This window comes from Ideonella sp., assembly GCF_036277275.1.
Classification (GTDB): domain Bacteria; phylum Pseudomonadota; class Gammaproteobacteria; order Burkholderiales; family Burkholderiaceae_C; genus Ideonella.
Window position 1 is genome coordinate 1 of sequence record NZ_DASUNH010000026.1, and the last position, 11,764, is coordinate 11,764.

Below are 11,764 nucleotides of genomic sequence, written 5' to 3' on the forward strand. Positions count from 1 at the left end.
GAAAAGCCGGGGATGTTGAAGTCCGACAGGATCACGTCCCAGCGTTCGCGCAGCGCCGCCCGGAACCCCAGCTCGCTGTCGACGCGCACGGCCTCGACCTGGGCCCCGCCGCGCCGCAGGTGCGCCATCGCCAACTCGTGATCGAGTTCCGAATCTTCGATGTGCAGCACGCGCAGGCTACGGCTTGGCGTGTTTGCGCCGATATCGCCCTTCATGGGTCGAGTATCGCGCAGCCGTTCAGGTGCAGGTGCGGGGCCCTTTGGCGGAATTAGGCCCTGTTTTGACCCGGTCATCGGGTCAATAAGCATGCCAGTACTGCCGAAAAATCCCTGACAACTTCCGAGCAGGCCAAACGATGGCCAGCGCCCGGATCCACGAAGAGCACCGCGGAGCCACGATGCTGAATTCAGAAAGCCCCGTACCGGACAACAGCCCCGGCCTGCCGTTGATGGCAGCGGCGGACTTGCAGGACCACCTGATGGTGGCCAGCAATGATCTGGAACGTCTTCAGCGTCTGCTGGACGACGCCAGCGAGACGCTGTCCGGCCATTTTTACGGGGCCTCCAGCCAGATCAACGAGCTGATGCAGCTCGTGGCTGCCTTGCCGGGCGCCGACCAGGAAGCCATGCAAGGTGCGATGCAGAACCTCGCCGGCGCGATCACCGCGCTTCAGTTTCACGACATGGCGATCCAGTTGATCGCCCACACGCAAAAGCGCCTGCGCTCGTGTGCCGACCGAATCGCCCGGGATGCGATGGGCGAAGACGATGAGGATGGTTCCACCATCGTCGAGGACGGTCCTGGCCGACCCAACCCGGTCACCCAGGACGAGATGGACGCCGGATCCATCGAATTGTTCTGACCCCTTCCCAGCTCAAGCCCCGCCCCCAATCCCTTCCAGACTTTTCGGAGAAAAGCGATGCACTCGATTCTTGCCGTGGACGATTCGCCCTCGATGCGCCAAATGGTGGCGTTCACCCTCAAAAACGCCGGCTTCAACGTCGTCGAGGCGGTGGACGGCCAGGACGCCTGGGAGAAAGCCGGCAGCCGCGACTTCAACCTGGTGCTGACCGACCAGAACATGCCCCGCATGGACGGCATCAGCCTGACCAAGAAACTGCGCGAGAACCCGAAGTTCAAGGCCACGCCGATCCTGATCCTGACCACCGAGTCGAGCGACCAGATGAAGCAAGCCGGCCGCGCCGCCGGTGCCACCGGCTGGCTCGTCAAGCCGTTCGACCCCGCCAAGCTGATCGAAGTGATCGGCAAGGTCATCCGCTGACCAGCGGGTGAGCCTGGAAGGGCACGAGGGCAATAGACGTAAGAAGTGAGGAGCCAGACATGGCCGAAATGACGAGCGACAACAGCAGCCTGGGCGACGGCATCGACCTGAGCCAGTTCTATCAGGTGTTCTTCGAGGAGGCCGGCGAGAACCTCGAGAACATGGAGCAGAAGCTGCTCGAACTGGACGTGGACGCCGCCGACGACGAGGAGCTGAACGCGATCTTCCGCTGCGCTCACTCGGTCAAGGGCGGGGCCGCGACCTTCGGCTTCTCCGATGTCGCCGAGCTGACGCACCACATGGAGACGCTGCTGGACAAGCTGCGCCGCCATGAGCTGCAACCGAATTCGCAGATGGTCGACGTGCTGCTCGCCTCGGGCGACGCGCTGAAGGCCCTGCTGGCGCGACACCAGGGCGCGGGCGGCGATGCCGTCGACACGCGCGAACTGGTCGCCCACATCCGCGCGCTGGCCGAAGGCGGCAGTGCCCCGGCACCGGCCCCCGCGGCCGCCGCCCCTGCGCCCGCGCCGCTGGCCATGCCGAAGAACGGCGTGATCGCCCGGGCCATTGCACTGACCGTCGGCCCGCTGGAAGACCCGGGCGTGGCCGATGGCCTGTTCGACCTGTTCAAGGAAATCACCAACCTCGGGACGATCGAGGCGTTGTCCAACGGCCAGAGCGCCGAAGGCATGCGCCGCTTCAAGATCGTGACGACCTCCAGCGACAACGACCTGCTGGACCTGTTCACCTTCCACATCGCCCGCGACTTGATGCGGATCGAGCCGATGGACGCCGGCTACGGCTTCTTCCACGAGAACGCCGGCGCCCCGAAGGAAGAGTCGCCGCCGGATCTGGGCTACGGCTTCTTCGACGACGCCCCCGGTTCGCCGGTGCAGGCGAGCGAAGTCAATACCGCCGCCACGCCGGAATCGGCCCCTGAAGCCGCCGCCACGCCCGCAACGCCGGCCACCCCGGTGGCCAAGCCGGCCGGCCGGGCCGAAGCCCGCGCCGCTGCCGCCGGCTCCGAATCGGCCACGCTGCGCGTGTCGGTCGAGAAGGTCGACCAGCTGATCAACCTGGTCGGCGAACTGGTCATCACGCAAGCGATGCTGGCGCAGAACAGCAAGAACGTCGACGCCGCGCTGAACCAGCAACTGCTGAGCGGCCTGACCGACCTGGAGCGCAACACCCGCGACCTGCAGGAAGCGGTGATGTCGATCCGGATGATTCCGATGTCGGTCGTCTTCAACCGCTTCCCGCGGATGATGCGCGACCTCGCCGCCAAGCTGGGCAAGAAGGTCGAGCTGGTCACGCAGGGCGAAGCGACCGAGCTGGACAAGGGCCTGGTCGAGAAGATCACCGACCCGCTGACCCACCTGGTGCGCAACTCTTGCGACCACGGTATCGAACAACCCGCCGACCGCATCGCCAAGGGCAAGCCCGAGCATGGCACCGTCACGCTGGTCGCCTCGCACCAGGGCGGCTCGATCGTGATCGAAGTGCGGGACGACGGCCGCGGCCTGAACCGCGCCAAGTTGCTGGCCAAGGCCCGCGAGCGTGGCATCGACGCACCCGATTCGATGAGCGACCAGGAGGTCTACGGCCTGATCTTCGCGCCGGGCTTCTCGACCGCCGATCAGGTGACCGACGTCTCCGGCCGCGGTGTCGGCATGGACGTGGTCAAGAAGAACATCACCTCGCTCGGTGGCACGGTCGAGATCGATTCGGCCGAAGGCTACGGCATGAGCGTGAAGGTTCGCCTGCCGCTGACGCTGGCGATCATGGACGGCATGTCGATCGGCGTCGGCGACGAGTGCTACATCCTGCCGCTGTCGTCGGTGGTCGAGTCGTTCCAGGTCGAGGCCTCGATGATCAAGACGATCGGCGGCACCGGCCGCGTGGTCGAAGTCCGCGACGAGTTCATGCCGGTGATCGACCTCGAGAAGGTCTTCGACGTGCCGCGCTTCGACTTCGAGAACGTCTCCAACATCATGGTCGTCGTCGAAGCCGAAGGTGGCCGCGTCGCCCTGCTGGTCGACGAACTGCTCGGTCAACAGCAGGTCGTGGTGAAGAACCTCGAAGCCAACTACCGCAAGGTGCAGGACGTGTCCGGCGCCACCATCATGGGTGACGGCCGCGTGGCGCTGATCCTGGACGTGGGTGCCCTGGTTCGCCACAGCCGCCACTGACACCCGCGCCCTCGCCTCACGCTGCCTCATTCTTCAGACGGGACACCCATGCTCTCCTTCCTCTCCTCCACGCAGCGCGCCATGCTGACGCTGATCCTGCTCGTCGCCGGCCAGGCCTGCGTGGCCATCGGCCTGAGCGCGGGCTGGTCCAGCGCTGCCGTGATCGGCAGCAGCCTGACCTTCACCACGCTGGGTGCAGCGATCTACCTGAGCGGCCTGTCGGTGCTGCGCAACTTCCTCGTCACCTTCTCGGCCCATGCACGGCGCCTGTCTGAAGGCGACCTGTCGGTGGACATCGCGATCGAAGGCGGCAACTCGGACTCGGCTGCCGTGCTGCGCTCGCTGCAGACGCTGCAGACCGAACTGCGCCGCTCGATCAGCGCGATCCGCACCGGCGCCGACGGCGTGACCGTGGCCGCGACCGAAATCTCCAGCGGCAACCAGGACCTGTCGGCCCGCACCGAGCAGACCGCCAGCAACCTGCAGCAGGCCGCCAGCTCGATGAGCCAGTTGAACGGCACCGTGCGCCAGAGCGCCGATGCCGCGGCGCAAGCCAACCAACTCGCCAGCTCGGCCACGCAAGTGGCGCGCCGCGGCGGCGAAGTGGTCAGCCAGGTCGTTACGACGATGGACGAGATCAACGCCAGCTCGAAGAAGATCGCCGACATCATCGGCGTGATCGACGGCATCGCCTTCCAGACCAACATCCTCGCGCTGAACGCCGCCGTCGAAGCGGCCCGCGCCGGTGAACAAGGCCGCGGCTTCGCGGTGGTGGCGGGCGAAGTGCGCTCGTTGGCCGGCCGCTCGGCGGAAGCCGCGCGTGAAATCAAGACCCTGATCGGCGCCAGCGTCGACCGCGTCGAATCGGGCACCCGCCTGGTGCAGGACGCCGGCGCGACGATGAACGAGATCGTCTCCAGCGTGCAGCGCGTGTCGGACATCATCGGCGAGATCAGCGCCGCCGCCAGCGAGCAGAGCATCGGCATCGGCCAGGTCAATGGCGCCGTCGTGCAGCTGGACCAGATGACGCAGCAGAACGCCGCGCTGGTGGAAGAGTCCGCCGCCGCCGCGGAAAGCCTGAAGGACCAGGCCAACCGCCTGGCCGGTGTCGTCGCCAGCTTCCGCCTGGGTGGCCAGGCCGACGTGCGCCACGCCGCACCGCGCACCAGCGCCCCTGCGGCCGCAGCCCGCCCTGCCCCCGCAGCGCCCGCGGCCTCCGCAAAAGCACCGGCGAAAGCACCGGCCAAGGCACCGGTGGCCGCCAAACCGAAGGCTGCCGCCCCCCAACCGGTGGCCGCAGCGCCCGCGCCCGCCACGCAAGAGCACGGCGACTGGGAAACCTTCTGAGGCGCCGTCCGGCCGCCTGAGCACCCTGCCACCAACGACCCGACGAGGAGAGCGCATGAACCTGATGAGAGCCTTCACGATACGTTGGCGCATGCGCGGCGCGATCGCCCTGGTGCTGTCGCTGTTCGCGCTGGTCGGTCTGACCGGTGTGCTCAGCGGGCAGCATCTGGCTTCGTTGAACGACCAGGTCATGTCACGCGCCGTCAAGCGCGTCTACACGCTGGGTGACATCCGGGGTGGTGTCGGCGAAGTTCGCCAACACGAAAAGAACATGGTGATCGACTACGAGGACGGCGTGGCTGTCCTCAAGCACCGCGAACTGTGGGCCAAGTCGATCGACAAGACCAAGAAGGCGCTCGGCGAGCTGCTCGAAGGGCAGGACGACGCCGACAACGCGTTGGCCAAGAAATCCATCGAAGGCATCGACGCCTACGCCAAGGCGACGCAGCAGGTGCTGGAGCAGATCCAGAACGGTGCCTACGACAACGCCCGTACGGCCGACAAGATGCTGGCCAAGGCCAAGGAACACATCACGCTGGTCGAGCAGAACGTCGCTGGCATTCAGAGCATCATCGACAGCGAGGCCGCCGCCACGCATGAGGCATTTCGCACCTCGATGCGCAACGCGCTGGTGACCTTCGTCGGCGTGCTCGGCCTGGTGCTGCTGCTGGTGGTGCCCGCGACGCTGCTGAACTCCGCCTCGATCACCCGCCCGATGATCCATGCCCGCGAAGTGGCACTGGCCATCGCGCAGGGCGACCTGACCCACCGCATCGACGCCGATGGCAAGGACGAAACCGCCGACCTGCTGCGCGCGCTGTCGCACATGCAGCAATCGTTGTCCGGCCTGGTCGGCGAGGTCCGCCAGGCCTCCGAAAGCATCCACACCGCGTCGAACGAGGTCGCCTCGGGCAACGCCGACCTGTCGCATCGCACCGAACAGGCGGCCAGCAACCTGCAGCAGACCGCCAGTTCGATGGAGCAGTTGACCGGCACCGTGCGCCAAAGCGCCGACGCCGCCACGCACGCCAGCCAGATGGCGAACTCGGCCTCGGCCGTCGCCCAGCGCGGCGGCGCCGCCGTGGCCCAGGTCGTCACGACGATGGACGAGATCAACGTCGCGTCGCGCAAGATCGGCGACATCATCGGCGTGATCGACGGCATCGCGTTCCAGACCAACATCCTGGCGCTGAATGCCGCCGTCGAGGCGGCCCGTGCCGGCGAACAAGGCCGCGGCTTCGCGGTGGTGGCGGGCGAAGTGCGCTCGCTGGCCCAGCGCAGCGCCGAGGCCGCCAAGGAGATCAAGACCCTGATCAGCGCCTCGGTCGAGAAGGTCGACTCGGGCAGCCGCCAGGTGCAGGACGCAGGCGCCACGATGAGCGAGATCGTCGCTTCGGTGAAGCGCGTCAACGACATCATCAGCGAGATCAACACCGCCTCGACAGAACAGAGCCAGGGCATCGGGCAGGTCAACACCGCCGTCACCCAGCTGGACCAGATGACGCAACAGAACGCCGCGCTCGTCGAGCAATCGGCCGCCGCTGCCGAGAGTCTCAAGGGCCAGGCCAGCGTGCTGAACAGTCTCGTCGCCCGCTTCCACCTCAGCGAAGCCAGCGTGCACTGAATCCCAAGCCTTCACCGAGCACCACCATGGAAACCTTCCTCCGCAGCATTTCGATCCGTCACCGGTTGTTGGGTGGCATGCTCGTCGTCAGCGTGCTCATCATGGCGCTCGGGATCTGGGCCACCGTCAGCTACAAGGGCCTGCAGTCGCAGACCGACGAACTGCTCGACGCGCAGGCTTCGGTCAGCCGGGATACCGGTGTGATCCTGGCCGCGTTCGATCGCATCCAGCGTTACGAGCAATCGGTGCTCCTCAACGGCAACAACCCGAACGAGGCGGCCGACCACAAGGGCCGATGGGACAAGGAAGTCGCCGCGACCACGTCGCTGCTGAGCACCAAGACCGACGACGCCGATCGCGCCAAGCACCTCGCCGAAGGCGCGGCCGGCCTTGCCGCCTACGCGAAAGAACTGGCCCCGGTGCTGCAGCAGGTGGTCGAAGCCAAGCTCGACAGCACCGCCGGCTACGCCTACGCCCAGCGTTCGCTGCCCGAGCTGGAGAAGGCTCGCACCACGTTCTCGGCGATGGTCAAGGAGACCGAAGACCGCATCACCGCCGAGCGCGCCGAAACCAAACGCGTCGGCACCATCCAGAGCAACATCCGCCTCGGCGGTGCGCTGCTCGTGCTGGCCATCTTCTTCGGTCTGATGTGGACCGTCGCCCGGTCGATCGCCAAGCCACTGGTCACCGCCACCGCCTGCGCCCAGCGCATCGCCCGCGGCGACCTGTCGGAGAACATCGTCGACAACGGCAAGGACGAGGTCTCGGCCTTCGTCCGTGCGCTGGGCGACATGCAGCAGTCGCTGCGCGACATCGTCGGCCAGGTCCGCGCGAGCGCCGACAGCATCTCGACCGCCAGCGCCGAAGTCGCCAGCGGCAACCTCGACCTGAGCCAACGCACCGAACACGCCGCGAGCAACCTGCAGGAGACCGCCGCGTCGCTGCACGAACTGACCGGCAACGTGCGCCACAGCGCCGAGTCGGCCGCCCAGGCGACGCAACTGGCCTCGTCGGCCAGCCAGGTGGCCGAGCGCGGCGGCAAGGTCGTCGCCCAGGTCGTCAAGACGATGGACGAGATCAACGCCAGTTCGCGCAAGATCGCCGACATCACCGGCGTGATCGACGGTATCGCGTTCCAGACCAACATCCTGGCGCTGAACGCGGCCGTCGAAGCGGCCCGTGCCGGCGAGCAGGGCCGCGGCTTCGCGGTCGTGGCCGCCGAAGTGCGTTCGCTGGCCCAGCGCTCGGCCGAGGCCGCCAAGGAAATCAAGAGCCTGATCGGCACCAGCGTCGACCGAGTCGAGAACGGCGCCCGCCAGGTGCAGGACGCCGGCAGCACGATGACCGAGATCGTCGGCTCGGTGCGCCGCGTCAACGACATCATCGGCGAGATCACCGCCGCGTCGAGCGAGCAGAGCACCGGCATCGGCCAGGTCAACACCGCCGTCACCCAGCTCGACCAGATGACGCAGCAGAACGCCGCGCTGGTGGAAGAGTCGGCCGCCGCTGCCGAAAGCCTGAAGGACCAGGCCCAGCGCCTGATGAAGGTGGTCGCGACCTTCCGCCTGGACAACACCGGTTCGCTGGCCGTGGCCCCGGTCGCCCCACCCGCGCCCGTGGTCAGGGCCGCGCCCGCGCCCGTGCGCGCCGCAGCGCCGGCGCCTCATCCCCAGCCCGCGCCAGCGCCGGCGCCGGTCGCGGCTTCCGCCCCGGTGGCCGCGCCAGCGACGGCCGAGGACGAGTGGACCTCGTTCTGACCATCAGCGCCCAACAACACCCCCCTCTGCCGCAACGGCCCCGAACGGGGCCGTTGGTGTCGCCGCCCCATCGATTGGAGACAAACCCATGCGTCGTTCCTGGTCCCTCAGCGCCCGCCTGTACTGGCTGGCCGCGTTGGTCACCGTTGCCGTGTTGGCCGTGGCGGCCCACACCGGCCGCGCCTTCCACACCGCGTCGCTCGACCAGCGCCTGTCGACCACCCGCATGGTGGTGCAACAGGCGATGGCCATCGCGCAGCGTTACCACGACCAGGAGAAGGCCGGTCAGCTGACCACCGCCGAAGCCCAGGCCAAGGCCGTCGACGAGATCAAGGCGATTCGCTACGAGGGCAAGGAATACATCTGGATCAATGACATGGGCCTGCGGATGGTGGCCCATCCGATCAAGCCCGAGCTGGACGGCAAGGACCTGTCGCAGATGAAAGATCCGGACGGCAAGTTCCTGTTCCAGGAATTCGTCGCGATGGTCAAGGCCCAGGGTGCCGGCCACGTCGACTACCTGTGGCCGCAACCGGGCAAGCAGGATCCGGAGCCCAAGCGCTCCTACGTCGCCGGTTTCACCCCTTGGGGTTGGGTGCTGGGCTCGGGCGTCTACACGACCGAGGTGCGCGCCGCGGCGATAACGTTTGCGGCCACCAGCTTCGCCGTCGCCGTGGCCTTGTCGGTCGCGGTGTTCGGCTGGGTCCACTGGCTGGCGCGTTCGCTGCGCCGGCGTCTGGCCGTGGCCGACGCGGCGTTGCGCGCAATCGCCGAGGGCAACCTCAGCCAGCCCGTCGAAACCGGTGCCGAAGACGAAGTCGGCCGCTTGCTGCGCTCGGTCGAAACCACGCGGACGGGCCTGACGCGCATCGTCGGGCTGGTGCGCACTTCGACCGACGGCATCACCAACGCTTCGGGCGAGATCGCCAGCGGGAACGTCGACCTGTCGCAACGCACCGAGGAAGCGGCCAGCAACCTGCAGCAAACGGCCAGCTCGATGCAGCAGCTGACCGGCGCGGTGCGCCAGAGTGCCGACGCAGCATCCCAGGCCAACCAGCTGGCCGCATCAGCCGCGCAAGCCGCCGAGCGGGGCGGTCAGGTGGTCGCCGAGGTGGTGTCGAACATGAACGACATCTCGGCCTCCAGCCGCAAGATCGGCGACATCATCGGCGTGATCGACGGCATCGCCTTCCAGACCAACATCCTGGCCCTGAACGCCGCCGTCGAAGCGGCCCGCGCCGGTGAGCAGGGCCGCGGCTTTGCGGTGGTGGCGGGCGAGGTACGCAGCCTGGCGCAACGCAGCGCCGAAGCCGCGCGCGAGATCAAGACCCTGATCGGGGCCTCGGTCGAGAAGGTCGACAGCGGTGCCCGCCTGGTGAACGACGCCGGCGCGACGATGAGCGACATCGTCGGCTCGGTGCGCCGGGTGTCCGACATCATCGGCGAGATCACCGCCGGCGCGGCCGAGCAGCGCGATGGCATCGACCAGGTCAACCGGGCCATCGTCCAGCTCGACCAGATGACGCAGCAGAACGCGGCGCTGGTCGAGGAATCGGCCGCCGCCGCGGACAGCATGAAGCGTCAGGCCGAGCACCTGGCCCAGGTCGTCTCGGCCTTCCAGCTCGCCAGCGAGCCCGTGCGGGCGACCGCGCCGCAGGCTCCGCATGAGCGCGTCGCGCAGGTGGTGATCCAGACGGCCCGCGACACCAGCCGCGACCGCCCGACCCCGGTCGCCCGGCCGCAGTTGAGCGCCCCGACCGCCAAATCCGACAGCGATTGGGAAAGCTTTTGAGCTTCACCCTGCCGCGCAACAGCCGATAAGCCATACAGCGGGCAATCTTCGAAGCCCAGCCCTCCACGCAAAGGACCCCAAGACCATGGACATGATCACCGAAGCCAAGCAGGTGGCCAAGCACGAGGCCGCGCGGGCTGGCAAGGGCGCCCGGGGCGCCGCCGCAGCAGCCACCCACGGCGAGTACCTGACCTTCCGCCTCGGTGGCGAGGAGTACGGCATCGACATCCTGCGCGTGCAGGAAATCCGCTCGTACGAGCAGCCGACCCGCATCGCCAACTCGCCGGCCTTCCTGAAGGGCGTGGTGAACCTGCGCGGCGTGATCGTGCCGATCATCGACCTGCGCGTGAAGTTGAACTGCAACAGCGCCGACTTCAATGCCTTCACGGTCGTGATCGTGCTGAACATCATGGGCCGCGTCGTCGGCGCCGTGGTGGATTCGGTCTCCGATGTGCTGGAGCTGTCGACCGACCAGGTCAAGCCGGCCCCCGGCATGAACGCCCAGGTCGACATGAGCTTCATCACCGGCATCGCCAACGTCGGCGAGCGCATGCTGATCCTGATGGACATCACCGCGCTGATGAGCGCCGCCGACATGGGCCTGATCGAGCAAGCCCAAGAGACCGCCTGATCGGCCCCGACCTGTCGAAGGCCCCGCGCGCGGGGCCTTTGTCGTTTCCGGCTGCCCCATCGCGGGCACAATCCGCCGTCCACCACCCGGAACGAATGGCCGGTGCGCACCGACAGCCGACTTTCCCGCATGCTCCATGTGCTGTTGCACATGTCGAGGAACGACGATCCGATGACGTCGGAGCAGATCGCCGCGATGCTCGGCACCAACGCCGCGGTCGTCCGGCGCACGATGGCCGGGTTGCGCAAGGCCGGCTTCGTGTCGTCCGAGAAAGGCCACAACGGCGGCTGGCGCCTTGCATCGGACCTGCGCAAGATCACGCTGCTCGACGTGCACCGCGCGGTAGGCGGGCCGAAGGTCTTCGCGATCGGCAATGACCGCGACAACCCCGACTGCGCCGTTGAGCGTGTCGTCAATGAAGCCCTCGCGGATGCGCTGCAAACGGCCGAAGCGCTGCTGCTGAAGCGATTGGGCGCGGTCACGCTGCACGACCTCTCCGGCAAGTTCGACGCGCTGTGCGAACAGCATCCGGCGAGAAGCTCGGGCGGGCCTCGCGGGCATCAGCCCAAGCGCTGACGCCGCCGGACTCAGCAGAACCCTCACGCAGATGCGGCCGCCTCGGGCGAGGTCTGCACGAATGCGACTCATCACGTATCATTAAAAGATACTTGATTCCCGCGAGGAGTGTGACGCCATGGACCACGACGTGATCATCATCGGCGGCAGCTACGCCGGCCTGTCGGCCGGGCTGCCCTTGGCGCGCGCCCGGCGTTCGGTGCTGGTGATCGACGCGGGGTTGCGCCGCAACCGATTCGCCCGCACGTCACACGGCTTCCTGACGCAAGACGGCGTCTCCCCTGACGAAGTGGCGGCGCAAGGACGTGCGCAGCTGATGGAATACGAGACGGTGGAGTGGCTTCGCGCCCAGGTCGACGCCGTGCAGCGGGCGTGCGCGACGAACTGCCATCATTGCCCGGCCTGACCGAACGCTGGGGACGGCGGGTATTCCACTGCCCGTACTGCCATGGCTACGAGCTGCGGCGCGGCCCGATCGGTGTGCTGGCCACGTCGGAGCTGTCGGTCCACCAGGCCATGCTGCTGCCCGAATGGGGCCCGACGACCCTCTTTCTCGATGGACGGCC

At 67.5% G+C, this 11,764-nt stretch carries 8 protein-coding genes and 3 pseudogenes; 10 read left to right on the forward strand and 1 reads right to left on the reverse strand.

The genetic code is table 11. The annotated features are described in order from the left end of the window. Positions 1–215 (reverse strand): annotated as a pseudogene (locus VFY73_RS05925) (sensor histidine kinase); the annotation flags it as partial. A gap of 182 nt (positions 216–397) precedes the next feature. Here VFY73_RS05925 and VFY73_RS05930 point away from each other — a divergent pair. The 10 genes and pseudogenes from VFY73_RS05930 to VFY73_RS05975 form a co-directional block, all read left to right on the forward strand. Then, on the forward strand, positions 398–862 hold the full coding sequence (locus tag VFY73_RS05930) for a hypothetical protein (protein ID WP_414654412.1): 465 nt from the start codon (positions 398–400) through the stop codon (positions 860–862). Positions 863–919: 57 nt separating this feature from the next. Continuing rightward, positions 920–1,282, forward strand: a complete 363-nt coding sequence (locus tag VFY73_RS05935) for a response regulator (protein ID WP_329717002.1) — start codon at positions 920–922, stop codon at positions 1,280–1,282. A 59-nt stretch (positions 1,283–1,341) separates the two neighbouring features. Continuing rightward, positions 1,342–3,471 carry a chemotaxis protein CheA gene (locus VFY73_RS05940; RefSeq protein WP_329717003.1) on the forward strand — a complete coding sequence of 710 codons (2,130 nt, stop codon included), beginning with the start codon at positions 1,342–1,344 and terminating at the stop codon, positions 3,469–3,471. 414 nt (positions 3,472–3,885) lie between these two features. After that, positions 3,886–4,818: pseudogene (locus VFY73_RS05945) on the forward strand (methyl-accepting chemotaxis protein); the annotation flags it as partial. Positions 4,819–4,873: 55 nt separating this feature from the next. Further along, entirely contained in the window at positions 4,874–6,442 is a 1,569-nt protein-coding gene (locus VFY73_RS05950; RefSeq protein ID WP_329717004.1) for a methyl-accepting chemotaxis protein, read from the forward strand. Positions 6,443–6,468: 26 nt separating this feature from the next. Continuing rightward, entirely contained in the window at positions 6,469–8,199 is a 1,731-nt protein-coding gene (locus VFY73_RS05955; RefSeq protein WP_329717005.1) for a methyl-accepting chemotaxis protein, read from the forward strand. An 88-nt stretch (positions 8,200–8,287) separates the two neighbouring features. Continuing rightward, positions 8,288–9,991, forward strand: coding sequence for a methyl-accepting chemotaxis protein (locus VFY73_RS05960; RefSeq protein WP_329717006.1), 1,704 nt, complete (start codon positions 8,288–8,290; stop codon positions 9,989–9,991). A gap of 85 nt (positions 9,992–10,076) precedes the next feature. Beyond that, positions 10,077–10,622, forward strand: coding sequence for a chemotaxis protein CheW (locus tag VFY73_RS05965; RefSeq protein WP_329717007.1), 546 nt, complete (start codon positions 10,077–10,079; stop codon positions 10,620–10,622). Between the two features lie 102 nt (positions 10,623–10,724). Beyond that, positions 10,725–11,198 carry an Rrf2 family transcriptional regulator gene (locus tag VFY73_RS05970; RefSeq protein WP_329717008.1) on the forward strand — a complete coding sequence of 158 codons (474 nt, stop codon included), beginning with the start codon at positions 10,725–10,727 and terminating at the stop codon, positions 11,196–11,198. Positions 11,199–11,316: 118 nt separating this feature from the next. Further along, a pseudogene (locus VFY73_RS05975) lies at positions 11,317–11,764 on the forward strand (FAD-binding protein); the annotation flags it as partial.